At 68.9% G+C, this 24,882-nt stretch carries 19 protein-coding genes; 11 read left to right on the top strand and 8 right to left on the bottom strand.

Going from position 1 to position 24,882, the window contains the following annotated elements; all coding sequences use genetic code 11:
• Positions 1-25: 25 nt before the first annotated feature.
• The 7 genes from sufB (at position 26) to G6O54_RS17430 (ending at position 6,212) form a co-directional block, all read left to right on the top strand.
• On the top strand, positions 26-1,441 hold the full coding sequence (sufB, locus tag G6O54_RS17460) for a Fe-S cluster assembly protein SufB (protein ID WP_165226947.1): 1,416 nt from the start codon (positions 26-28) through the stop codon (positions 1,439-1,441).
• Between the two features lie 138 nt (positions 1,442-1,579).
• Positions 1,580-2,911, top strand: coding sequence for a Fe-S cluster assembly protein SufD (gene sufD / locus G6O54_RS17455; protein WP_165226946.1), 1,332 nt, complete (start codon positions 1,580-1,582; stop codon positions 2,909-2,911).
• Positions 2,912-2,946: 35 nt separating this feature from the next.
• A complete protein-coding gene (locus tag G6O54_RS17450; protein WP_165226945.1) occupies positions 2,947-3,801 on the top strand; it encodes a sulfurtransferase in 855 nt (284 codons plus the stop codon).
• A 60-nt stretch (positions 3,802-3,861) separates the two neighbouring features.
• Entirely contained in the window at positions 3,862-4,347 is a 486-nt protein-coding gene (locus G6O54_RS17445; protein ID WP_165226944.1) for a SufE family protein, read from the top strand.
• Positions 4,348-4,392: 45 nt separating this feature from the next.
• Complete coding sequence (locus G6O54_RS17440; protein WP_165226943.1) at positions 4,393-4,707, top strand: non-heme iron oxygenase ferredoxin subunit; 315 nt, start codon at positions 4,393-4,395, stop codon at positions 4,705-4,707.
• 38 nt (positions 4,708-4,745) lie between these two features.
• Positions 4,746-5,048 carry a metal-sulfur cluster assembly factor gene (locus G6O54_RS17435; protein WP_165226942.1) on the top strand — a complete coding sequence of 101 codons (303 nt, stop codon included), beginning with the start codon at positions 4,746-4,748 and terminating at the stop codon, positions 5,046-5,048.
• Positions 5,049-5,405: 357 nt separating this feature from the next.
• A complete protein-coding gene (locus tag G6O54_RS17430; RefSeq protein WP_165226941.1) occupies positions 5,406-6,212 on the top strand; it encodes a helix-turn-helix domain-containing protein in 807 nt (268 codons plus the stop codon).
• 18 nt (positions 6,213-6,230) lie between these two features.
• On the opposite strand, the gene G6O54_RS17425 is transcribed toward G6O54_RS17430, so the two are convergent.
• On the bottom strand, positions 6,231-6,932 hold the full coding sequence (locus tag G6O54_RS17425; protein ID WP_165226940.1) for a hypothetical protein: 702 nt from the start codon (positions 6,930-6,932) through the stop codon (positions 6,231-6,233).
• 302 nt (positions 6,933-7,234) lie between these two features.
• On the opposite strand from G6O54_RS17425, the gene G6O54_RS17420 reads away from it, so the two are divergent.
• Positions 7,235-8,794, top strand: coding sequence for a sigma 54-interacting transcriptional regulator (locus tag G6O54_RS17420; RefSeq protein ID WP_165226939.1), 1,560 nt, complete (start codon positions 7,235-7,237; stop codon positions 8,792-8,794).
• Positions 8,795-8,883: 89 nt separating this feature from the next.
• Here G6O54_RS17420 and bamJ read toward each other — a convergent pair whose 3' ends face one another.
• Both bamJ and G6O54_RS17410 read right to left on the bottom strand, forming a co-directional pair.
• Positions 8,884-9,588 (bottom strand): BamJ family beta-barrel-assembly machinery protein, encoded by a 705-nt coding sequence (gene bamJ, locus G6O54_RS17415; RefSeq protein WP_165226938.1) that lies wholly within the window; start codon positions 9,586-9,588, stop codon positions 8,884-8,886.
• A 143-nt stretch (positions 9,589-9,731) separates the two neighbouring features.
• Positions 9,732-12,059: an alpha-amylase family protein gene (locus tag G6O54_RS17410; RefSeq protein ID WP_205678872.1), complete on the bottom strand. Its 2,328-nt coding sequence runs from the start codon at positions 12,057-12,059 to the stop codon at positions 9,732-9,734.
• Positions 12,060-12,196: 137 nt separating this feature from the next.
• On the opposite strand from G6O54_RS17410, the gene G6O54_RS17405 reads away from it, so the two are divergent.
• Positions 12,197-14,845 carry a fused MFS/spermidine synthase gene (locus G6O54_RS17405; protein ID WP_165226937.1) on the top strand — a complete coding sequence of 883 codons (2,649 nt, stop codon included), beginning with the start codon at positions 12,197-12,199 and terminating at the stop codon, positions 14,843-14,845.
• Positions 14,846-14,864: 19 nt separating this feature from the next.
• Here the strand turns inward: G6O54_RS17405 and G6O54_RS17400 are convergent, their stop codons facing one another.
• The 4 genes from G6O54_RS17400 to G6O54_RS17385 all read right to left on the bottom strand — a co-directional run bounded on the left by G6O54_RS17400 (position 14,865) and on the right by G6O54_RS17385 (position 20,035).
• On the bottom strand, positions 14,865-16,313 hold the full coding sequence (locus tag G6O54_RS17400; protein WP_165226936.1) for an RNA polymerase sigma factor: 1,449 nt from the start codon (positions 16,311-16,313) through the stop codon (positions 14,865-14,867).
• A 193-nt stretch (positions 16,314-16,506) separates the two neighbouring features.
• Positions 16,507-17,364 (bottom strand): hypothetical protein, encoded by an 858-nt coding sequence (locus G6O54_RS17395; RefSeq protein ID WP_165226935.1) that lies wholly within the window; start codon positions 17,362-17,364, stop codon positions 16,507-16,509.
• Entirely contained in the window at positions 17,361-18,464 is a 1,104-nt protein-coding gene (locus G6O54_RS17390) for a hypothetical protein (RefSeq protein WP_165226934.1), read from the bottom strand. Before G6O54_RS17390 ends, G6O54_RS17395 begins: the two co-directional genes overlap by 4 nt.
• Positions 18,465-18,583: 119 nt before the next feature.
• Positions 18,584-20,035, bottom strand: a complete 1,452-nt coding sequence (locus G6O54_RS17385; protein WP_165226933.1) for a Gfo/Idh/MocA family protein — start codon at positions 20,033-20,035, stop codon at positions 18,584-18,586.
• Between the two features lie 1,064 nt (positions 20,036-21,099).
• Between G6O54_RS17385 and G6O54_RS17380 the strand changes: the two genes are divergently transcribed.
• Together G6O54_RS17380 and G6O54_RS17375 are read left to right on the top strand one after the other, a co-directional pair.
• The gene (locus G6O54_RS17380; protein WP_165226932.1) at positions 21,100-23,433 is read left to right on the top strand and encodes a CRTAC1 family protein; all 2,334 of its coding nucleotides are present in this window, start codon (positions 21,100-21,102) and stop codon (positions 23,431-23,433) included.
• Between the two features lie 75 nt (positions 23,434-23,508).
• The gene (locus tag G6O54_RS17375) at positions 23,509-23,907 is read left to right on the top strand and encodes a hypothetical protein (protein WP_165226931.1); all 399 of its coding nucleotides are present in this window, start codon (positions 23,509-23,511) and stop codon (positions 23,905-23,907) included.
• Between the two features lie 14 nt (positions 23,908-23,921).
• Here the strand turns inward: G6O54_RS17375 and G6O54_RS17370 are convergent, their stop codons facing one another.
• The gene (locus G6O54_RS17370) at positions 23,922-24,695 is read right to left on the bottom strand and encodes a TerC family protein (protein ID WP_165226930.1); all 774 of its coding nucleotides are present in this window, start codon (positions 24,693-24,695) and stop codon (positions 23,922-23,924) included.
• Positions 24,696-24,882: the final 187 nt, after the last annotated feature.

The raw sequence follows: 24,882 nt of genomic DNA, 5'->3' as shown, positions 1-24,882 counted from the left end.
ATCGAACCGCAGAGGATCACGAGTCATGTCGACCGATCTCAATCTCCAGGTGGCCGGGATCAAGGACGAGTACAAGTACGGCTTCCGCGACTCCGACGACCACTACGCCTTCAAGAGCGGCAAGGGGCTCACCCGCTCCATCGTCGAGCAGATCTCCGAGATGAAGTCCGAGCCCGACTGGATGCGGAAGTTCCGCCTCGAGGCCCTCGCCGCCTTCGAGCAGAAGCCGATGCCCAACTGGGGCGGCGACCTCTCGGAGCTGAACTTCAACGATATCCACTACTACATGAAGGCCGCCGACCGCCAGGGCAAGTCCTGGGACGACGTCCCGGCCGACATCAAGAACACCTTCGACAAGCTGGGCATCCCCGAGGCCGAGCGCAAGTTCCTGGCCGGCGTCGGCGCCCAGTATGAGTCCGAGGTCGTCTACCACAGCCTCCGCGAGGACCTCCAGAAGAAGGGGGTCATCTTCGTCGACACCGACACCGCCGTCCGCGAGCACCCGGACCTGGTCCGGGAGTACTTCGGGACGATCATCCCGATCCACGACAACAAGTTCGCGGCGCTCAACTCGGCGGTCTGGAGCGGCGGCTCGTTCGTCTACATCCCGGCCGGCGTCAAGGTGGACATCCCCCTCCAGGCCTATTTCCGCATCAACGCCCAGAACATGGGCCAGTTCGAGCGGACCCTGATGATCATCGAGGAGGGGGCCCAGGTCCACTACGTCGAGGGCTGCACGGCCCCGGTCTACTCCACCGAGAGCCTCCACTCGGCCGTCGTCGAGATCGTCGTCAAGAAGGGGGGCCGCTGCCGGTACACGACCATCCAGAACTGGGCGAACAACATCTACAACCTGGTGACCAAGCGCGCCGTCGCCCACGAGGACGCCCTGATGGAATGGGTGGACGGCAACCTCGGCAGCAAGCTGACGATGAAGTACCCGGCCGTCTACATGATGGGCAAGGGGGCCCGCGGCGAGATCCTCTCGATCGCCTTCGCCGGCAAGGGCCAGCACCAGGACGCCGGCGCCAAGGTCGTCCACGGCGCGCCCTACACGAGCTCCCGGATCATCTCCAAGAGCATCAGCAAGAACGGCGGCCGGGCCAGCTATCGCGGCCTCCTCAAGGTCGCCGACGGCGCCAAGGGCTCGAAGTCGAACGTCGTCTGCGACGCCCTGATCCTCGATCCGGCCAGCCGGTCCGACACGTATCCGTACATCGAGATCGACGAGGACGACGTCAAGATCGGCCACGAGGCCAGCGTGTCCAAGATCGGCGAGGAGCAGCTCTTCTACCTGATGAGCCGCGGCCTCTCCGAGGCCGAGGCCTCCACCCTGATCGTCAGCGGCTTCATCGAGCCCCTGGTCAAGGAGCTGCCGATGGAGTATGCCGTCGAGATGAACAAGCTGATCCAGCTCCAGATGGAAGGCTCCGTGGGCTGAGCGGACGACGCGGGCTCACCCGACGGATGGGCGGGCCCCCGCCGAGCCCGTCCCGCCGGTTCGACGATGAGCGTCGCCGCCGCCACCCACGAGTCGACCATCCGCGAGTCCCGATAAGTCCCCCGAATCGAATCCACCATGAGCAGCGCATCCGTGAGCACCACGACCCCGGGCGGGTTCACCGAGTCCGCCTTCGAAGCGTTCCTGGAGCGGCGGGATGAGCCCGCCTGGCTCGTCGACCGCCGCCGCGAATCCTTCGCCCGCTTCCGGGCCTTCGCCTGGCCGGGCTCCCGCGACGAGGAGTGGCGGCGGACCGACATCCGCGGCCTCAAGCTCGACCAGTTCTCCCCCGCGGCGACCCCCGGAGATGAGGCCGCCCCGGCCCTCGATCACCTCTGGGATCGCCTGGGCGCCCACTACGCCACCGGGATCCTCCACGTCAACGGCCGGGCCGTCCGCCAGGCCGAGGCCGGCAAGCTCGGCGGCGCCGTCTTCCTGGACATGGATCGCGCCGTCAGGGAGTGCCCCGAGATCCTCGAGCGGCACTTCATGACGTCGGCGGTGAAGCCCTCCGACGACATCTTCGCCGCGCTCCACGGCGCCTACTGGTCCGGCGGCACCCTCCTGTACGTCCCGAAGGGGGTCAAGGTCGAGGGCCCGCTCTTCAGCGTCGCCGGCATGGCCGGCGCGGGGAACCTGGACCTGGGCCATACGCTGGTCGTCCTGGAAGAAGGGGCGGAGGCCACCCTCGTCCGCGAGACGGCCTCCGACCGCCGGGGCGAGGCGCAGGGCCTCCACATCGGTGCGCTCGAGGTCGTCCAGGCCGCGGGCTCGCGGTTCCGGCTGGTGAACATCCAGAACTGGGACGACTCCACCTGGCATCTCAGCCGGGAGCGTGCCGTCCTCGGCCGCGACGCCTCGATCCAGTGGACCGTCGGGGCCGTCGGCTCGCGGCTCGCCAAGGTCAACCAGGAGGTGGCCCTCGCCGGCCAGGGGGCGGACGCCCAGGTCAACGGCGTCATGTTCACCGCCGGCCGCCAGCACCTGGCGTATTTCACCCGCCAGGACCACATCGCCCCCAACACGACCAGTGATCTCCTCTACAAGGGGGGGCTCAAGGGCCGCTCCCGCGTCGTCTGGAGGGGCATGATCCGCGTCGAGAAGGATGCCCAGAAGACCGACGCCTACCAGAAGGATGACAACCTCATCCTCTCCGACGCCGCCCGCGCCGACTCGATCCCCGGCCTGGAGATCGAGGCCAACGACGTCCGCTGCACCCACGGCGCCACCGCCGGTCGCGTGGACGAGGAGATGATCTTCTACTCACAGGCCCGCGGCATCCCTCGCGACGAGTCCATCCGGCTCATCGTCGAGGGCTTCTTCGCCAACGTCTACGACCGGATCACCCTGGAGCCGGTCCGCGAGACCCTCCGCCAGGCCGTCGCCGCCAAGCTGGGCATCGCCGACTGAGCCCGGCAGGTCCAAGATCGATCAAGGAGAAACCCATGGCAGAACCGTACGCTCATCCCGAGGCGCTCGTCTCGGCCGATTGGGTCCAGGCTCACCTGGACGATCCCCACGTCCGCGTCGTCGAGAGCGACGAGGACATCCTCCTGTACGACCTCGGCCACGTCCCCGGCGCCGTCCGGATCGACTGGCAGGGGGACCTCCAGGACCAGGTGGTCCGCGACTACATCAACCCCGAGAAGTTCGCCGCCCTCTGCTCGCGGAACGGGATCGCGCCGGACACCACGGTGGTCTTCTATGGCGACAAGTCCAACTGGTGGGCCTGCTATGCCTTCTGGGCGTTCACCCTCTTCGGCCACGACCGCTGCAAGGTCATGAACGGCGGCCGCAAGCTCTGGATGGACCAGAAGCGGCCCACGTCGACGGAGATCTCCGAGTACTCGCCCACCAAGTACCACGTATCCGGCGACCGGGAGGCCCAGATCCGCGCCTTCCGCGACGAGGTCCTGGCGCACCTGAAGGCGAAGCGGCCGCTCATCGACGTCCGCAGCCCCAAGGAATTCACCGGCGAGATGCTCCACATGGAGGACTATCCCCAGGAGGGCTCGCTCCGCGGCGGGCACATCCCGGGGGCGAAGAACGTCCCCTGGTCGCGGGCCGTCAACGAGGACGGCACGTTCAAGTCGGTCGAGGAGCTGAGGGCGATCTTCGAACAGGAGATCGGCCTCAAGCCGACCGACGACGTCATCGCCTACTGCCGGATCGGCGAGCGATCGAGCCTGACCTGGTTCGTCCTCACCTACCTCCTGGGCTACCCCCACGTCCGCAACTATGATGGTTCGTGGACCGAATGGGGCAACCTCGTCCGCGTGCCGGTCGCCACGGGCGCCTGAGCCGGGCCCGGCCCGCAACCAGAAAGAGACCCGACCCCGACCGTAGCTGCTGAGGACGACATGCCGGCCGCACTCGACGCGATCGTCGCGGAGCTGAGCGAGTCCGATCGCCAGGAGCGGATCGACCTGCTCATCGACTTCGCCAGGAACCTCCCCGCCCTCCCCGAGCGGCTGGCGGCCCACAAGGACGCCTCCCACCGGGTCGAGGAATGCCAGTCGCCGGTCTATCTCTTCGTGGAGATGGTCGGCGACCGCGCGGCCCTCTACGCCGACGCCCCCATCGAGGCCCCCACGGTCCGCGGCTTCGTCTCGCTCCTCCTCGAGGGCCTCAACGGCTCGACCGTGGAGGAGATCCTCGAGGTCCCGAACGACCTGGTGAATCAGTGCGGGCTCCAGGAGGTCCTGGGCATGCTCCGCGTCCGGGGCCTCGCCGGGGTGCTCCGGCGGATCAAGGCCGAAGTCACCCGCGCCGCCATGGGCCAGGCCCAGCCCCAGGCCGCCGGAGGCCCGCCGCCGGGGAACGGGCCTCTCTCCGATCTTCCCTGAACCCGGCCCGTCCCGCCGACTCGTATCTCTTGGAGACATCCGTTCATGCCAGGGCCCGTCAAGGTCGCCGTCCGAGGGGACATCCCCGCCGGCGGGAAGCTGCTCGCCGAGGTCGATGGCCGGGCGATCGCCGTGTTTCGGATCGGCGATGACTTTTACGCGATCGACGACGTCTGCACCCACGACGGCGGCCCGCTCGCCGAGGGAGATCTCCTCGGCTGCGAGATCCGCTGCCCGCGTCACGGCGCCCGCTTCGACGTCCGCGACGGCCGGGCCCTCTGCCTGCCCGCCATCGAGCCCGTCCCGTCCCATCGGGTTGAGATCCGGGGCGACGACGTGCTCGTCGAGATCGACGATTGACGCCGAACCCTCGCCTCGGATCCCCCCAAGGAGCTCTCATGGCCGCCGACCAGGAAGCGATCGTTACCGCCCTCAAGACCGTCAAGGACCCGGAGCTGAACGTCAACGTCGTCGATCTCGGGCTGGTCTACTCGATCCAGACCCGCGATGACGAGGTGGACGTCGAGATGACCCTCACGTCGCCGGCATGCCCCGTCGGGCCGGAGATGCTCCGCAACGCGGTCGCCGCGGTGGAGAAGGTGGAAGGGGTCTCGAAGGCCAACGTCCGCCTCGTCATGTCTCCCCCATGGTCGCCCGAGCGCATGAGCGACGAGGCCCGCGACGAGCTCGGCTATTTCTGATCTGCTCACGCCCCGGCGGGTGGCCGGCTCCGGCCACTCCCACGCCTTCGGCCGAGGATTCCCCGCTCCGCGTGCCCGCGAGCCATCACGTTTGCCACGCGATGTCGTCGCAAACGTACGTAGTTGTCGGTTTTCGGCACCATTACCCCCTCGGCGTGACTTCATCACGAGTTTATGCTAGCTTGATCCGGCGTGGCGGAGGCATGTCGAGGTCGACACCCGCTCCGGTTGAGGCCTTGATTCGCGGTCTCGCTCGGGGACGGGTTAGTAAGGCGAGCTCTCGGCGCGGCTCCACCGATTCGTCCCCATGGCTTTCCTGGCCCTCCCCGGAGGTTCCCGCTTGCGGGATCGAGCGCCGTGGCTCGCAAGAAGACACCGAAAGTCCGCGTCCATCTCAAAGCATCGCTCTCCCGTCGACTCCGGGAGATCCGCCAGGAGATCTTCGGGGAGCATGGCGGCCCGGAGCTGGCCCGCCGCCTGGGCCTCCCGGCGCGGACCTGGTACAACTATGAGACCGGGGTCACGGTGCCGGCCGAGGTGCTGCTCAGCTTCATCGAGCAGACCGGCGTGAACCCCATGTACCTGATCTCCGGCGAAGGCCCGAGGTATCGGCTCGCCGAGCGGGAATCCTCGTTCGCGAGCCTGACCCCGCTGGAGCTGATCCGTCGTGGGCTGGAGCAACTGGAGCGGACCCCGTCCGACGGTGTCCTCCTCGGCAGGCCGAGCGGCCCTCACGGCGAGGATTCCCCGGACTTCGCCGCCGTGACCGTCTTCCCCCCCGAGCAGATCGCCGGCCGCGCGTACGACCCGTCACGGGCCGAGGGGCAGGTGATGGCCTTCCGGCGCTGGATCCCCAATCCCTCGCAGACGGTCGGCATGCGGTTGCGGGATGACGCCATGAGCCCGATCCTGCCGCACGGCTCGGTCGCGGCCATCGACACGTCGGTCACCGATCCTCGCCAGCTCCACGGCCGGATCGTGGCGGCCCGCGTGGAGGGCGAGCCGGTGATTCGCTGGCTGGAGGTCAGCGGCCGGCACATCATCCTCCGGCCCAATTCGCAGTCCCGCGAGTTCCCTCTGGTCCCGCGGGACCTCGACACCGAGTCCGACGACCTCATCCTCGGCCAGGTCGTCTGGTCCTGGAGCCTCTTCCGCGAGGGGTGACGGCCCCGGCCTTGATCGTCAAGGGCGTCGCGAGGCCGCGGCTCGGTGGCGCTTCCCGATCAGCATGCCCAGCCCGGCGACCACCGTCACCAGCGCGCCCGGTTCGGGCACCTCGCTCGACGAGGGGGCGTCGAAGTTCACGTTGAGCGTGAGGTAGTTTGCCGACCCGCCGCTCACGTACACAGAATAATGGACGTGGTCCGGATGCTTGAGGGCGTCTTGCAGGACGGCAGGCAGCAGTGAGACGTCCTGAGAGCCGGCCCAGTCCAGGCTCACGGACGTGGCCGTGCCGCTATATCCGCCGGACCATCGCCAGTAAGTGCCGCCGTAGCCCGGACCCTCGATGGTCCCCGTCGCGGAGCCCTGGATCAAGATCCCCGGCCCCCGATATTCATCCGAGGACCCGGGCGTGAGGGTCCCGATCAGCGCGGAGAAGCTGGCGGAGATGGGGTACTTTATATCGTCCGTGGCGCCGGACCCGTTCGAACCCATGTAGCCGACGATGGGTATGTTGAGGGAAGCCGACCCGTCGGCAGACACGTTCAAGGTCGAATCATAGGCCTTGGTGCCCCAGATCGAGCCGATGCTGGACTGCTCGCCATTCGATGTCGTCGTGTTGACGTTCGGTAGGACGGACACCGAGATCTTGTCCGCCTCGGCCTTTGGGACCAGCAGGCCGAGAGTCGCCAGGGCGAGCGCCGGGGCAAGTAACGATCGCATCCGACCCCTCCTTGGGTGAATTCCTTCATCGAGAGAGCCGCATCTTCGGCTCATCCTCGAGATACGTCAAGGTGAGCCAGCCCTCCCGCAGCAGCACGGCAGCACGGTCGATGCGGCCCCGGGGCCATGTGCGGTCCGGGGCGGGGCGCCCGGGCGCCACCTGACGATCTCGGGTTTTCGGCTTTTTGCTTGCCTTGGCTCGCGGCGCGAGCGATGTTGAGCGAGGGCGGCGAGGCGTGGCGAGGTCGTGGACGCCCCGGCGGCCCTGGGCTTCTCCCGGCAACCAGGATGCACCCGGTCTCATGGCGGCCACACGCGTCAACGCATTTCGTCCCGAACAACTCTGGCAGCAGGCACGGGAGCCGATGTTCTGGATCGATCCCGCGCTGCGGATCGTCTGGGCCAACCGGGCCTGGGAAGCCTTGACGGGGCAGTCGGCGGAGTCGCTGGCGGGTCAGACCTGCGGCGCCCACGGGCCCGACCGCGGAGGCGACTCGGTCGACCTGGCGGCCAGCCATTCGCCACCGCCGGAGGCCCTCGCCGGCGAGCCGGCCGGGACCACGGCGCTGGTCCCCACCGCCGACGGGGAGCTCTCCTGGCGACGGGTCGAGTTCTGGCCCTTCCGCGACCCTCAGGGCGCGGTGCTCGGGCTGCTCGGCCAGCTCCGGCCCGCCGACGAGACGGCGAGCGTCCCGGAGTCGCGTGCCCACTCGCACCGCGTCCGCCTGATGGGCCTGCGAGAACGGCTCTACCGCGACCATGGCATGGACGCCCTGATCGGCTCCGGGCCGTGGCATGATCGGCTCCTGAGGCAGGTCCGGGTGGCCGCCGCCACGGACGTCCCGGTCCTGATCGTCGGCGAGCCGGGCACGGGCAAGCGGCTGGTCGCCCGGGTCATCCACGGCCTCGGCGCCGGCAGGGATCGCCCGCTCGTGCCGATCGACTGCGAGGCCCTGCCGGCGGACGCGCTCGACCGCGAGCTCTTCGCCCCCCCCGACGACGCCGATGATTGCGATCCCGCGTCGGCACGCCCCCGGCTTGCGCTGCCGGACGGATCCACCCTCCTGATCGGCGACATCCGGGCCATGCCGCGCGACGTGCAGGCCCGCCTCGCCGCCGTGATCGACCGGAACGGCCACGGCCGGGACGCGAGCCGGCAGAACGGACGCGGCCCTTCCCACGTCCGCGTCCGCGTGATCGCCGTCACGGCCGGCGACATCGAGGAGGCCGCCCGGCGCGACGTCGTCCGGGCCGATCTCCACTGCGCGATCAGCGTCCTGGTCCTCCGGCTGCCGCCGCTCCGCGAACGACCGCACGACCTGCCGCTGCTGGCCCAGCATTTCCTCGAGCGGGCCAACCGCCGGACCGGCGGCCGCGCCTCGGGCCTCACCGGCCCGGCGATGGCGGCCATCCAGGCGTACGACTGGCCGGGCAATCTCCGCGAGCTCGACCGGGTGGTCGTCGCGGCGGAGCGGACGTATCGGGATCGGAGCCGGGGCGAGGTCCACGACCAGGGAACCGATCGCGATCCGAGCCCCGCCGACGGCGGCTCGCCGGAACGGGACGGGAGCCTCCCCCTGATCGACCTCGCCGACCTGCCGGCCGCGGTCCGCGGCCACCTCGCCGGCGCCTACCTGCCGCCGGCCGCCCCCCGCCAACCCCAGCCGCTCGACGAGCTCCTCGCCGAGATCGAACGCCGGCTGATCGAGTCCGCGCTGGCCAGCGCCCGGCAGAACAAGTCCCGCGCCGCGGAGCTGCTGGGCATCTCCCGCCCCCGCCTCTATCGCCGCATCAAGGAGCTGAACCTCCCCGACGCCGAGGGCGGCGACGCCTCCGGGGAGAGGGTAGAAACGAGGGAGTAGAGAGCCGAAAGACGGAAAGGTGGGAGCCCTTCTCGTGCTCTGCTCTCCCCTCCCTCCCGTTCCTACTCTCGACTCTCTCGCAGAGGGTGTTATTCGCCGATCTTGATGAGCTGGACCTCGAAGGTGAGGACGGCGTTGGGGGGGATGGGGCCGCCGGGCCGGGGGCTCTCGCCGTAGGCGAGCTCGCTGGGGATGAAGAACTGGTAGGTGGAGCCCACCGGCATGAGCTGGACGCCCTCGGTCCACCCCTTGATGACGCCGCTGAGCGGGAATTCGATCGGCTCTCCGCGCTTGATCGAGCTGTCGAAGACGGTGCCGTCGAGGAGCTTGCCCTCGTAATGGACCGTGACCGTGTCGCTGGCCTTGGGCTTGGGGCCGGTCCCCTGCTTGATGACCTTGTACTGGAGGCCGCTCGCCGTGGTGGTGACGCCCGGCTTCTTCTTGTTCTCGGCCAGGAACTTCACGCCCTCCGCCTTGTTGGACTCCGCGGCCTTGCCGGCCATGCTCGCCTGCTTGGCCTGGACCTGGCGGGCGAACTCCTGGATGCTGGCCTGGATCTCGGGCTCCTTCAGGAGCGCCTCATTGCCGCCGAAGGCATCGGCCAACCCCCGGGCGAGCAGCACGGGGTCCAGGTCGACCCCCTGCTTCTTCATGTTCTGGCCCATCATGAAGCCGTAGCCGTAGCTCGCCTTCTCCTTCAGGCTCTTGAGCTGGACCGGCGCGGCCGGATCCTGGGCCATGGCGGAGGTGGCCATGAGGCCCGTCGCCAGCGCGACGCAAACCAAAACCTTCATCGAACATCCTTTCTGTCTGCAATGAAGCGGCCCCCGGCGGTCCGCCGGCCGGCCCGCGGGCGCCTGACCCACAGGCGCCGGAACCTCGGATTGTATCGAATCATGCGCCCGAAGTCCCGCCCCTTGCCGGCGGTTTCCGCCGCTCACGGCCCCGGATGCGGATCCAGCTCGCCCACGACCATCGAATGGACCTCGAGCCGGGGCACCACGACACGGCTCCCCGCGGCGGTCCGCTCGACGGCGAGCTCGATCCCTTCGGGCTCGAGGTGGACCCGCCGCAGCGCGTAGGCGGATTCGAAGGTGACGCGGATGTCGTGGATGGGGACGGCCTCCTCGCGGAGCGGGACGTCCTGGTCGGGCAGGGCGTGGAAGGCGGTCGTGTTGAGGTCGCTGTAGAGGTGGAGGATCAGCCGTTGGCCGGCCTTATCCTGCCTCATCAGGTTGGCATGGACGCACATCGGCGCCTCCACCGCGACGGGCGGCGGCGCCGAGGCCGCCCACCGGATCGCATCCGCCAGCAGGAGCCGGTGATAGGGGTAGCCGTAGAGGTAGTAGGCCGCGTCGAAGCCGGCCGCGAGGTACACCACCTTCCCCTTGCCGTGTCGCCGGGCGACGACTGCCGGGATCGCGGCGTCGGGGGCGGACGGGCCGTCGCCGGGCCTCGGTTGCAAGGTCCCGAGGACGGTCCTGCCCTCGCCCGTCGTCGCCACCCGCACGGCCGGGCCCTTGAACACGACCGGCTCCCGGCCGACGTAGCCGCCCGGTCCGCGATCCAGGAACGATCCCGGCTCCTGGCGGTAGTCGAACACATTCCTGCGCTTTTCCCAGTAGTCCGGCCCGATCGACTTCGCGAAGTTGACGTCAAGCTCTGCCGGACGCGCCGCCGCTCCGCCGAATTCGGGCGGGCCGCGATGCGCAACGCCCAGGGCCGGGCCGAGCGCGAAGCCCTCGCGAGGGTCGCCGAACTCGTCGAAGAGCGAAGTGTCCAGGCTGGCGACGAGCCCGCCCCCCGCGCGGACGAACGCGTCGATCCCGGCGGCCTGGGCGGCGTCCAGGCAGGCGGTGTTGGGGAGGACCAGGACCCTGTACCGCGCGAGGTCTCGCGCGTTCAGGTCCCAGTCGTTGACGATCGTGGCGGGCAGGTGCTCCTCGACGGCCGCGCGGAAGGCACCCAGCACGTGGGCGAGGTATCGTTCCTCCACCTTGCCGGGATCCCGGCCGTAGAAGTTCCGCGTGTTGTCGCCGAGGGCGATCGCGGCCCAGGGCTCCGGCCGCTTGTGGCCGAGCCAGGGCTTGCGCCTCTTGACCTCGAGGAGTCCCGCCTCCACGGCCCCTCGGAGGTTCTCCGGCTGGGCCACGGCGATGCTCGGCGAGGCGCCGTAGGTCACCGCCAGCAGCATCCGGCGGAGGACCTCGTGCGGCGGGAAGCTGTCCTTGCCGTAGGGGTTGCCGTGTGACATGAGGTAGGGTTCGCTGAACGCCACGCGGTGATTCGTCATCGCCCAGATCGTGGCGTTCGCCAGCGCGGGGAGGATCGTCGCGCCCCGGTTCGTCTCGTCGAGCCAGAACTCCTGGTCGGGTGCGTCCAGCAGCAGGTTCATCCGCGCGGGCATGTTGCGCGGGATGCTCAGGAAGTGGCCGAACCGGCCCGCGTTGGTCGTCCAGGTGACGAGCGCGACGCCCGGCTTGATCCCCTTCAGCCGCGTCTGCATGCGGACGATCAGGCCCTCCATCCGCCGGTCCGCCCAGTGCTGATAGCGGCGGAAGGCGGGATCGTTCATGTCCACCTTGGGGATCTCGCCGCCGGTGTCCTTGCGGAACGCCGCCCGGCAATTCCCGCAGTAGCAGACCCCCGCGTAGTGCAGGCCATCGAAGCTGAAGGCGTCCACGTCCGGGAAGGTCGCGAGGATCTCGGCCAGGACGTCGATGAAGAAATCGCCGTAGGGACCCAGCAGGCAGAGCATCCCACCGTGTGGGTATTTCCCCAGGTCCACTTGGGGGATCGGTCCGTCCTTCTCCGCGATCCGCCGCCACTCCGGGTGAAGCTCGTAGACCTCGCCCTGGAGGCACGGCGGATAGACGCCCAGGATCCGGACGCCCAGCCGCTTGTACTCGGCGATGTCGCGGCCGAGCCGATCGGGCGGCACGTGAGGGCTCCGCCGCTTCAGGAGCTTGCTGTCGTAATACGCGTAGAAGGGATCGACGAACCCGATCTCGCTGATCCCGACCCCCAGCGACGCGGCCTTCTCCCTCCCCTTCGAGTCCATCCCGGAGAGCGTGTAGCCGCAGCCGGTGACGTCCTCGAGCCAGGCCGGGACGCGGACCTCGCGGAAGGGACGCGAGTCGAAGGGCTGGGGCATGATGACCTCGCCCCAGATCGCGGGATTGACCACCTGGGCGGGGGCGGGGACCAGGGGCCGGACGACGGTCAGGGCGACGCAGAGGAGAGTCGTGGTGGCGAATGGCCTCATCGCAATCTCCACATCGGCTCCCTTCCCGCCCGGTCCCATGCTATCCTTTCACGCGTCATTATCCTTGCGGGGGCTCCCCCATGAAAGAGACCGCCACTCCGGACCTCCTCCGGCCGAATCCTGACGGGGTATCCCCCATGAAAGAGACCGCCACTCCGGACCTCCTCCGGCCGACGCGCGCGGCGGCGATCCCGTCGGTCGCGGCGGTCCTGCTCCTCTTCACCGCCACGGGCGCATCGGGGTTGATGTTCGAGGTGGTCTGGACCCGGATGCTCGGCGGCCTGCTCGGGGCGACCACCTGGTCGGTCATGGCGGTGCTGGTCGCCTACCTGGGGGGGCTCGGCCTGGGGGCGATCTTCTGGGGCAGGCGGGTCCAGGGGATCGCCCGTCCCCTCCGGCTCTTCGGGATCCTCGAGCTGCTGATCGGGCTCTATGCCCTGGCGGTCCCGCTGATCTTCCCGGCGCTGGGCATGCTGCTGGCGAGGGCCGCCCCGTGGATCGGGGACGCGCCGGCGGCCTCGACCGCGGCCCGGGCCCTGGTGGCGGTGCTCGCCCTCGCGCCGCCGACGCTGATGATGGGCGGCACGCTGCCGATCCTGGCGCGGTCGGTGGCCCGCGGGGCCGCCGCCGCGACCGAGGGCCCCGGGCGTCTCGCCGGCCGGCTCTACGCGGCGAACACCGCCGGGGCCGTCGCCGGATGCCTCGCCACCGGATGCCTGCTGATCTTCTGGCTGGGCGTGGCCGAGACCAACGCGGCGGCGGCGCTCATCGACATCGCCGCCGGGGCGGTCTCGCTGCGCTGGGATCGCCGTTCCCGCCTCGAGCGGGGGGCGATGCCGGCCTCCTCTCCCGACCGATCGGCGCCGATCGCGGGCGCCGACGCACCCGCCGGCCGTCGCGACGACCGGCTGGCGCTCGCGATCGCGGCCGTCTCCGGCTTCTGCGGCCTGGCCTACGAGGTGCTCTGGACGCGCGCCTTCCAGGCGGCCGTGACCGACGACACGACGTATGCGTTCACGCTCATGCTGACCGCGTACCTGATCGGCCACGCCGTCGGGGCCGCGGCCGGTGCCAGGCTCGGGGGGGGGCGGTCGCGAGGCTGGCGATGGCTCGGCGCGGCCCAGACGCTGGCGGCCTCGGCCGCGCTGCTCTCGATCCCGATGCTGGTGGTCCTCTGGGGGCCGATCAACGCCCTGGCGTTCGTCGAGTCGATGACGTTCTGGGGGGGGCAGATCCCGCTCCACCTGGGGCTCAGCCTGCTGGTCTTCGCCCCCTCCGCGTTCTTCCTGGGGGCGAGCTTCTCGATCGCGGCCGGGCTCTACGTGGGCGCCGACGCCGTCGGCCGGCGGACGGGCCGGCTTTATGGGGTGAACACCCTGGGCGCGATCGCCGGCGCCGTCGCGGCGACGGCCTGGCTGATCCCGTCGATCGGCACGCAGCAGGCCGTCGCCGCGCTGGCCGTCGCCCAGGGCACGCTCGGGCTCCTGACGCTGCAGGCCTGGCGCGATCGCTCCGCACGGCCCGGCTCGCTGCTCCCGGCGGCCCTCGCGGCCCTGGTCGTGGCCTGCTGGCTGCCGAACGAATTCCTGTCGCTAGAGGGCGTCTATGCCCGCCGCGAGCCCGGCAAGCTGCTGGCCCTCGTGGAGGGCTCCGACGCCGCGGTCACGGCGCACCAGCTCCCCACGGGCGATCGGATCATCTCGGTGAACGGCGTGAACGTGGCCGGGACCAACGGCGTGCTCCGCGCCACCCAGAAGCTCCAGGGACACCTCCCGGTCTGCCTCCACCCATCGCCCCGCGCGGCGCTCCAGATCGGGTTTGGCTCGGGCGGGACCTGCTACGCGGTGAGCCTCCATCCGGAGGTGCTCTCCATCGAGATCGTGGAGCTGACCCCGGACGTCCCCAGGGTCGCCTCGCAGTGGTTCGCCGACATCAACCACGGCGTCCTGAAGGACCCGCGCGTCAGGCTGACCATCGCCGACGCGCGGAGCCATGTCGCCGTCACCGATCGTACCTACGACCTGATCCTCTCGGATTCGACCCATCCCCGGTTCCGCGGGAATGCCGCACTCTACGGCTACGACTACTTCCGCAACTGCGCGAGGCGGCTTCGGCCCGGGGGGATCCTCTCGACGTGGCTCCCGCTCTACGGCATGTCGCCCGACGACGTCCGGGGGATCCTCCGGAGCCTCCAGGCGGCCTTCCCCCACGTCCAGGTCTGGTATCCCAACCTCGAGCCGCACGAGAACACGATCCTCCTCGCCTCGACGGACCCGATCGCCATCGACCCCGATCGCCTGGCCCTCCGCCTGGCCGCTCCCCCCGTCGCCCGCGATCTGCTCGAGGTATCGATCGGGTCGACGATCCAGCTCCTGGACTCCTTCCTGGTCGGGGATCGCGGCGTGGCCGAGCTGGCGGCGCGGGGCATGCTGAGCACGGACGACCACCCTCGGCTCGAGTTCCTCGCCCCGCGGACCCTCCGCCGCAGGCAATCGTGGGCCGAGAACCTGAACCTGGTCCGCACGGCTCGCGAGCCGATCGATGCGTATCTCGTCGGCGCTGGCGACGCGTTCCGCGGGCAGCTCGATCGATGGTATCGGGGGACCACGTTCAAGCTCGAAGGCCAGTGCAACGAGCTCGAGGGCCGTCTCGACGAGGCCCTCAGGGATTACGAGGAGGGCGTCCGGATCAACCCCGAAGACACCCTCGCCCGCATCCGCCTCGATCGGTTCCGCCGGGGCGTCTCGGCGCTGACGCGTGCCGGGACGCCCTCGGCCGAGCGATGAGCCGTGTGCCCGCCCCGCATTACTTGCCGGGCTCGACCTTGACCCGGATCATCCAGTCTCCCTGTTCGAAGGGGCGGAACTCCTCGCCGGGCAGGCCGACGAAGGAGCCCTTGCCGGCCGCGGCGTCGTGGCTGACATAGACCCCCTTGGTCGCGGTCGGGTCGAAATCGACCCCCACGACGAACGTGCGGGGGACCTTCGTCGGCTTGACCTCGAGGGTCAGCCAGCGGGAATCCCCGCGCTCGAACTTCGAGTAGGGGAACTCGAACTCGGCGATCTTCCGGAACTTCTCGTCGCAGAGGAAGACCGCGAAATTCTCGCGAGGGGCGCGGGGATAGCCGTAGCGGGCGCCGTGGATCCGGACCGAGGTCAAGGTCCAGTCGTCGCCCGGGGCCTCGAAGCGGACCGCGTGGCCGCCGCCCGCGATGCTCCTCTTGCCCGCCATCTTGCCGTCGTCGAGGGCCAACTCGCGGCCGGCTTCCTTGCGATCCGACTTCGCCTTCGAGGTCGCCGGCGTGGGGCTGGGAGCGGCCGCCTGCGACGGGGATGGTGCCGGATCCGGTGTCGGTGTAGGGGCCGGTGTCGGCGTCGGCGTCGGTGTCGGGTCCGGGGCCGCGGGGCGGAGGCCGCCACCGAGGGCGAATCCGCCCAGGATCAGGGAGGCCGCCGCGGCGATCAGGCTCTTCTTCACGTTCATGACCTTCAACGCTCCTTCCGCAAGGGACAGGGCGGCGGCCGAGGCCACCCCGGCCGCGGCGGACCGTCCATTCGAGTACGCGCAACCGGCGCGGATGGTGGACTCGAGCCAGGCGGCCGGTGCCTCGGCGGTCGCGGCGAGCGAGGCCGCGCCGAGGGCCGCCGACGGGACCACGCCCCGCCGCAGGAGTTTCTCCCGGAGCCGGGCCTTGCCTCGGGCCAGGCGGGTCTCGACCGTCCGCGGCGGGCAGCCGAGCCGGCTCGCCGCCTGCTCGTGGGTCAGCCCCTCGAGGTAGCAGAGCACCAGCGGGACCCGATACCGCTCCGGCGGCCGGTCGAGCTCCTCGTGGAGCTCGGCGGCCGGGACGTCATGCGAGTGATCCGCCTCGAACGTCGGCCTCTCCTCCCCCGCCAGCGACTCGACCTCGCGCCGCCGGGCCGAGACGACCCGCGAGCGCACGGCGATCCGCCGGGCGACGCGATAGAGCCAGCCCGCCGCCGAGTTACTCCGCTCGATCGAGCCGGCCCGCCTCGCCAGGACGAGGAACGCCGCCTGGGCCGCATCCTGGGCCTCGTGCCGGTCGCCGAGCACCCCGCGGCAGACCCGCAGGACCATCGGCCCGTGCCGGTCCACGATCGCCGCGAACGCCCCTTCGTCCCGCCCCGAGGCGAACCGCCCGAGCAGCTCCCCGTCGGTCAGGTCGCCGGTCGCCCCGCGATCGAAGATCGCCTCCAGCCGCTTCAGGGCCGCTCCTTTCGCCGTCTCCGCCATGAACCACCCGACCGTTTCCCGTGAGGCTGTCTATTGGTGAAGAGACGGCTGATGCGGCCATCTACTTCAAGATTCCGAAGGGACTTCGGGCACGATCCGAGAACAGGGTCGCAAACGTCGTCGTTTGTGTTGTCCTGGAGGGGGATGACGTCCCCGCGACCTTCAACGGGAATGACCTCACCAGTCGAATCGATCAGGGGACGAAAATCTCGGCCAGGATGCTCGACAGTTCGGTCATCAGAGGACTGGACTGGAAGAGAGGGTGCTCTCTCAGCCTTAGGATGCCAATCGCCGCGGGGTTCGTGAAGTCCTCCGAGACGATGTCGCCGGCTCGCTTGACGTGGGGATCCCCTCGATTCTCGATCGCCAGCGCCCTCGCACGGTCGTACTCGAGCTCGGTCATCATTCCCACGATCGTGTACACGTCCAGCGCGTGATGGCGACCGAGATCCTTGTCCGCGTCCTCTTTCCGATCACCGAATGCGTGGAGCTTCATCATCAGGTAAGGAAACGCCTCGGGCACCAGGACGACACTTCGATAGAGAGTGCCATCAGAAGCCTCTCCCTCGACGGCAACCTCTACCGGCCGGTCCTCAAGGTGGAGGGCCTCCTCGACGGTGTGGGCATGAAACTCGATCGCCCCCCGCGGCCTCACCCTGGGACGGCTCACTTTCAAGAGATTGCGGTAGGGCCCGAGGGGCCCGACCAGGACGTCGATCTTCACGTCTTGCGTCGTCCCCGCGATCGTGACGGGCCTTCTCCATTGCAAGAACTTGGCCGCTTCCACGGGCAGAAATCCCAGGCGCCGGATCGCGTCAGCAACCCCTCGTGCCCGGTCGAGATCCGCGAGGATGTCCGCCCGGAGGAAGACGTCGAGGTCGTTCGTGGAGCGTACCGGGGGGAGCGACGGGAAGAGGATCCGAAGGCCGATCCGGTCGACGTGCATGCGCTTCAGGTAGAGGCCGAACCCGCCGCCCACGATGAGCGGGACGCCCTGGACATCGAGCTCGCGGAGGAGGTCGATCAGGCTCGCGATCAAGGGCCCGGTCATCGATCGGAGATCATCGCAGTAAGGAGGGGTTCGAGGATGGCACGACGCACCTGTCCGGCCGTCTCCCGGGACCGCTTGTCCCCGGTCGCCAGCTCGAGATAGGCCTGCACGGGCGAGGCCACGAGGCCCGGCCTGGGGTCGAAGTACACGGTGAGGTCGTCGGTCTCGTGGAATGCGAGGTCCGCGAATCGCTCGGCAGGTGCGAACGCGTCGCCGAGCGCCGCGAGCGTCTCATCGAGGTTCGTCGTGTAGAACGGCTGCTCGGGCTCCGCGGCCATGACGGCATAGGAGTGCAAGGAACCAAATCCGGTCCGGACGACGCGTGCGACCGAGGGCTTCATCGCCGCCAGACGCTCGTGGATCTCGCCTAATGGTCGCCTCGCCTTGCCTCGCACGATCCGCGACACGACTGGGAGTGTGAAATTCTGCACGAGCAGGTCCAGAAGGCGGTCCGGTTGAAGGAGCCGCAGCCTCCGCTCCGGCCCGCTCGCCGACCGGGTCCGTTCGAGCACAAGGTGCGACTCAAGGTTCTTGCATACCTTCGACACCGTCGGCAAGGAGATGCTGCCGCCCCGCTCGCGGATGAAGTCGGCCGCGTGCTGAACCGATCGGAATTCCGGGACGATCAGCAGGGCCCGCGATACCAGCGAGCTATTGCCGCGGAAGACATTCTTGATCTCGGACTCGGACCGAAACCGATTCGCCCGCCCGGTGCGCTGCACGAGCAGTTCGCCCGGGACCATGACGACGCCATTACCGCAGAGGTCGACGCCACTCACGCCGGCCGATTCCAGCTCCGCGAGCCCTTCCTCCGAAAGATAAGGGACCACGAGCAGCGGGTGAAATTCCGGCGGCCTGGCATACCGAAGGGCCTGCGCGATCCCTTCCGAAATCGCCTTCGGGGTCCAGAGCCTCTTCACCTCGACCACAAACCGATGACGCCGTCCCTTCCATTCCGTCTGGGCAAACCCGTCGGGCTGGTTGGCGTCTCGCAATTGCGTGTGTGGCTCCATGCTGAAGCGGAGCGGTGGAAGCTCGACCTGCCCCTTTCGGAGCAGGTCGATGATCTCAGCCTCGAATGGCGTTTTCCTGAAATCCATGGTTTGCCTGCTCAGGAAAACGAGCCTCATCACGAAAAAACACTGCTTTATTTCCTATATCTTATCCTTTTCCTGATGGGAATCCAGTCTCGTTCCGGGGGCGTCGGGGCACGCGATCCTCACCCCGTCACCTTCAGCGTCGCCGGATCCCATCCCTTGACCGCTCCGGTGGCCTGGCTCTCGTTGCAGAGCAGGGCGGGGGCGGCGGCGCGAAGGCCGAAGGTGGCATTCTCGTAGACGGGCTTCTTCTCGCGGACGGATGCGAAGAAGTTGACGAAGTGGTCGTACCGCTCGTCGTAGCCCGCCGGGACCCTGAATTTCGCCGGGAACGACGTGCCGCTCGCCTTGCGGGGGACGAACGGCGGATCAACCTTGAGGGTCTGCGCCAGTTGCTCCTGCACGGCGTTCGAGAAGGTGACGACCGAGTTGTAGCCCTTGAGGACGGCCTCGCGGCTGGGGTCGACGATGCCGGTCTGATTCAGGGTCAGCTCGGTGAAGTTGACGCTCAGGACGCCGTCGCTGCCGACGAACCGGAACAGGGTGCCGTCGCCGCCGCCGTCCTCGAAGTTGCACTGGAGGGCCAGGGTGAAGGCCGGGTGCTCCTTCGTCTCCGGGTAGTCGAGCAGGGCCATGATCAGGTCATAGACGTCCCGACCGTCCTTCCAGTAGCGCTGGCCGCCGACGCCGAAGATCCGATTCGGGCCCAGCGAGCTCGTCGCCTTGTGGATGCCCGTGAGCAGGTGGACGAACAGGTCGCCCGCGACCGCGGTGCCGTAGTCGCTGAAGTTCCGCCAGCGGAAGAACCGCTCGGCGTCGAAGGGGCGCTTCGGGGCCGATCCCAGGAATCGGTCCCAGTCCAGGGTCTCCGGCGAGGCGTCCGGCGGGATCGTGTACCGCCAGGCCCCCATCGGCGAATTCCGGTTGTAGCGGGCCTCGATCGAGTTGATCGCGCCGATCGCGCCGGCGGCGATCAGCTCGCGGGCCTTCTCGTAGACGAGCGAGCTGGCGAACTGGCTGCCGACCTGGAAGACGGCGTTCGTCTCCTTCTCCGCGGCGATGACCTCGTGCCCCTCCGCGATCTTCTGGACCATCGGCTTCTCGCAGTAGACGGCCTTGCCCGCCTTCATCGCGTCGATCGACATCTTCGCGTGCCAGTGATCCGGGACGCAGAGGAGCACGGCGTCCACGTCCGGCCGGGCGAGGACCTCGCGGTAGTCGACGTACGCCTTGACGTGGTCGCCGAAGACCTCGCGGGCATGGACCCGCCGGCCCTCGTAGAGGTCGGCCACGGCGACGAGCTCCGTCCCCGGCACCTTGAGGGCGCAGGTCGTGTCGATGAACCCGATGATCCCCATGCCGACCGTCGCGATCCGCACCCGGTCGTTCGGCCCGGCGGGCCGGGCGGCTTCGGCCGACGCCTCCCGCCTCAGCTCGAACACATTCGCCCCCTTCGCGGTCGTCGCGACCGCCGGCAGGAGCGAGGCGACGGACGCGGATTTCAGGAAGGATCTCCGGGTGTCCGCACCAGGCGTGGCGGACGGATCGTTCTCGGTATGCTGCTGCGTTGTCATGATCATGTCTCCTCAATCGGCCTGCGCATCCGCGCGTCGCGGGCTGCAAGTCCCGGCCCACGGGGACGAGGCCCGCACGCCTCCGACTTTAGGGCAACGGGCTGACGATTCCAATCCTGTGGCCATGCTGAGGAGAGAAGATCGACCGAATTGCTTCGGGGCCCTTGAATTCGACGCCCGCGGCAACTAGCATTTCACCCATTGTCCCTTCAGAGACAAACCGACCGCCCAGGCCTGCGAGCCACGATGGTAACCACTCCCAGTCGAGCGAGGTCTGTCCTCGTCGGAGCGAGCTTCTTGCTCCTGCTCTCCGCTGGGTCTCTGCCTGCGCCGGTCCAGGCGGGATGCGGCCACGGCGCGACTTCCGACACGGCCCCGCCGATGGTCGGCGACCTGGCTCACCTGGCCCCGTTCCTGCCCGCGTCGGATGCTCCCTCGGTCCCGTGGCCTCGCCGCCGATTGCCGTGCGACGGCCCGCATTGCTCGGGCGGGCAAGGAGCGCCGTCGGCGCCGGCACCGACGGCAGAGCCCCGGAATGAGCCGTGGTGCTCCAGCCTCCTCGCCGCGACGCTGACGATCAACGCTCCATCAGACCGCGTCGGATCCTCGTCCGCGCCGCAGCCGCGGCACTCGTCATCCCCTCCCGATCGTCCCCCTCGCCTCGTCTGAGGAACAGCCTCCGTGGAAGCCGGCTCGGTCCGACGACCGCGCGAGTCCTCGCTTGCGCATTGATCGGCCGAGGCCGACTCCGGCAGGGCGTTTGCGCCATGCTTCTACGGCTCGCCCTGGCGTGCGGGAATCCGTCGACACAGCGGCGGAGTCCCCCGGGAGTTGACGTGTGGTGAAGGTGCGCGCCGCGCACCGGCTTGATCCAGGCGAGACCACATCGCGGTAGACGGTTCCGCGACGAGTGCGCGCCCACGATTCGCCGCTTGGGATCGTGTGGATGCGTCGCGTCGTCCGCGGGCGATCTCGGTGCGCGCCCAGCAAGACGGGGAGTCTCGCCGGGTGCGGGGTGATCACGACGAACACAACGCGGAAAATGTGAGGGATCAATGACGCAGATGCGACCACCGTTCCGGAGCCGGCTCGAAGTGGGCAGGATCATGGGGTTCACGATCCTCTTGATGCTCGGCATTGCGGGGGGGATCTCCCTGTTCCTGAGCCCCGCCGTGGCAAGCAAACGACCGCGGATCGTCCGCACCGGGGCGTACCGAAGTGCGATCCGTCCCGAGGTCGACTCCCGACCGGGTACGGCCGGTGCAAGGCCGGAGCCTCGCCAGAATGTCGACACGAGCGGGTTCAGCCCGCTGATGAGCGCGATGTCATGGCCCGCGTACTCCACGCTCGATCAGGTCGCCGAGATCACCAAGCAGGTGGCACCGTCCATGCTCTCCCGGGCCAGGTCGCAGATCGATGGTGGCCGGATCCGCGGCGATGCGAGAGCCCAGATTTCGGGCCTCCTCGTCCACGCCATGATCATGCAGAGCGAGCGGGAGCCCGGACGTGCCTATGAGGACCTGGTGGAGGCCCGGACGGTCGCCTCGCGGGACGAAACCTTGAAGTCGAAGGCGCTCGCCACGATCATCTATTTCCAGGGCGTCGCCGCGATGCGCCGGGGCGAGAACGAGAACTGCATCGACTGCCGCGGCGAGAGCTCGTGCATCCTGCCCATCGCCGAGTCCGCCGTCCATCGGAAGACATCCGGCTCGGAGACGGCGATCCGGCATTTCACCGAGTACCTCGCACTCTTCCCGGATGACCAGGAGGTTCGCTGGCTGCTGAACGTCGCTCACATGACCCTGGGGACCTATCCCGAGCACGTCGATTCGCGATACCTGATCTCCCTGGATCGCTTCACGAAGTCCGAGTTCGATATCGGCCGGTTCCGGGACGTGGGGGCGGTGGTCGGTGTGAACAAGCTCAATCAGGCCGGAGCTGCGATCATGGAGGACTTCGACAACGATGGGCTGCTCGACCTGGCGGTCAGCAGCTTCGACCCCACGGCGCCGCTCTCCATCTACCGGAATCGGGGGGATGGAACCTTCCAGGAACGCGGGAAGGATGCCGGCGTGTCCGATCAGCTCGGCGGCCTGATCTGCGTCCAGGCGGATTACGACAACGATGGATTCATGGACATCTTCGTCGCCCGGGGCGCCTGGCTCTCCAGCCCGATTCGACCGAGCCTGCTCCGCAACAAGCGGGACGGCACCTTTGAGGACGTCACCGAGGCCGCCGGGCTGCTCGAACCGGTGAATACGAACTCCGCTTCGTGGGGAGACTACGACGGCGACGGCTGGATCGACCTGTTCATCTGCTGCGAACGGCAGCCCAACCGGCTCTACCGCAATCGCCGGGACGGCACCTTCGAGGAGGTCGGCCTGCAGGCCGGCCTTGCCTTCGGGGACGGAAAGCCCTTCTCCGGCAAGGGCTCTACCTGGATCGACATCGACAACGACGATCACCCCGACCTGTTCCTCAACAACCTGGCAGGCACGGCCCTCCTCTATCGCAACAACGGCGACGGCACGTTCAAGGACGTCACCGGGGAGATGGGGATCGACGGCCCGAAATACGGCTTCTCTTGCTGGGCCTGGGACTACGACAATGACGGCTGGCTCGATCTCTTCGCCACGTCATACGAGCGTGGGGTCGGCGATGTGGTCCGAGGGCTCGAGGGGAAGCCCCACGGCCGGGAGTCCGGCAGGCTCTTCCGCAACCGACAGGGCCATGGCTTCGAGGATCGGTCGCGCGAGGCCGGGCTCGACGCCGTCTACGCCTGCATGGGCAGCAACTTCGCCGACTTCGACAATGACGGCTACCCGGACTTCTACCTGGGGACGGGAGATCCCAGCTTCGCAACCCTGATCCCCAACCGGATGTTCCGGAACGTCGCCGGCGAGCGCTTCGCGGAGATCACCGGGACCTCGGGGACCGGCCATCTCCAGAAGGGCCACGGCGTCGCCTGCGGGGACTGGGATCGCGACGGCGACGTCGATGTCTTCATCCAGACGGGAGGTGCCGTGAATGGAGATAAGTATCATAATATCCTGTTTCAGAACCCGGGGCAGGCCAATCGATCCCTGACGGTCAGGCTGCACGGCACGAAGACCAACCGCGCGGCGATCGGGGCGCGGATCAAGGCCGTCACCGCGGGGCCGAAGCCCCTCACGGTCCATCTCCTGGTCTCCTCGGGCAGCAGCTTCGGCGCCAATCCGCTGGAGCAGACCATCGGCCTGGGGACCGCGGACCGGATCGCCGCGCTGGAGGTCCACTGGCCGGTCAGCCGGACAACTCAGGTCTTCCACGACCTGCCGGCGGGGCAGGTCGTGGAGATCACCGAGCTGTCGGACGTCGTCAAGTCGACACCCCGCAGGCCGCTGTCCCTGCCGGAATGAACGCCTCAACAACGCTCGGGGAGGGCCATGGCGGCCCTCCCCGTCAGCTCTCGAGATCTCTTGAGGAAACGCAACATGAGCACCGCACTCTTCATCATCGCCGAGCGAGACGTCCCCGGCCTGAACCCGTACGTCAACGGCAAGCCGCTGGCGCATGAGCCGAATCTGGATCGGGTCGCGAAGGCGGCCGGGGTCAGGCCGCTGATGGAGTTCTTCAGCGTGGACCCCGAGGAGGCCGCCGCCATGATGGAGGACCTCGGCCAAGATCCCCCCGCCGAGGGCTTCCCGGCGGAGGCCTGGTTCGAGGCCGCCGAGGGCCTGGCGACGGTCCGCGGCCTGTCCCGGCAGGTCGGGGCCGACCCGTCCGCCGTCCGCGACCCGGAGGCCGTCCTTGAAGACCTGCGCGGGTTCGAGGAGGTCCTCAGCGGCCTGCAGGCGGCCGGCGTCCGCTGGCACCTGTCCGTGGATTTCTGAGCCGGCCCGGCCCGTCAATCCGTCGAGACGCCGAGCGGCTCCGCGGCCTGCGGTGCTGGCGACGTCGACCGGGGCTGCGAGGGGAGCACGGACGAAATCAGGGCCTCCGACGGTTTCCTCGGCCTCCAGGTGTTGGCCGAGAGGCAGAGGCCGACGACCGCGAACCGGAGCACCCAGCCGGACCACTCGGGGAACGCGCCGGTGCCGTCGTGGCCGTCGCCGCCGGTCATCAGGGAGAGGTCCTTGGCCATCATGTCGGCGGCCGTCCAGGCGAGGACCGCCGCGCCGGCGTAGGCGATCCAGCGATAGCGGGCCATGATCTCCATGATCAGGGCGCTCAGGAGCAGCAGCATCGAGATCGAGAGCACCAGGCCGATCATCACGCGGGGCGGGTCGGAGTCGCTGGCGCCGGCGATCGCCAGGACGTTGTCCAGGCTCATGATGAAGTCGGCCATGGCGATCCGGCCGATCGCCTTGAACAGGCTGGTCGGCGAGGCGTCGGGGTGCTCGTCGACGTCGGTCCCCTCCTGGAGGAGCTTGGCGGCGATCCAGGCCAGCAGCAGGCCGCCGATCATCCGCAGCCCCGGCAGCAGCAGGATCTCGGCGACGACCAGCGTGAGCGAGATCCGCATCACGATGGCCAGCCCGCAGCCCCAGAGCATCGCCTTAGCCCGGTGGCCGGGCGGCAGCAGGGATGCGGCCAGGCCGATGACGACCGCGTTGTCGCCCGAGAGGACCAGGTCGATCAGGACCAGCTTGAGGATCGATCCGATGTACTCCGCGGTCATGGCGATCTCTTACGTCCGCGACGCTCCCGCTCATCCCTCGGGCCTTGTGAGGTGACTCGATCGCGCCGGCTCGCCGAGTCATGGAGGGAGGCTCGCGGCTTCCTGATCCCCGCGGCCGTTCTTCTGACTCTAGTGTCGCCCACGGGGCCATTCCGCACAAGCCTGCCAGGGGCCGAGGCCCCCAGCC

It is taken from the genome of Aquisphaera insulae, from assembly GCF_011064615.1.
Taxonomy (GTDB): Bacteria; Planctomycetota; Planctomycetia; order Isosphaerales; family Isosphaeraceae; genus Aquisphaera; species Aquisphaera insulae.
This window is presented reverse-complemented; position numbering and strand designations above follow the sequence as displayed.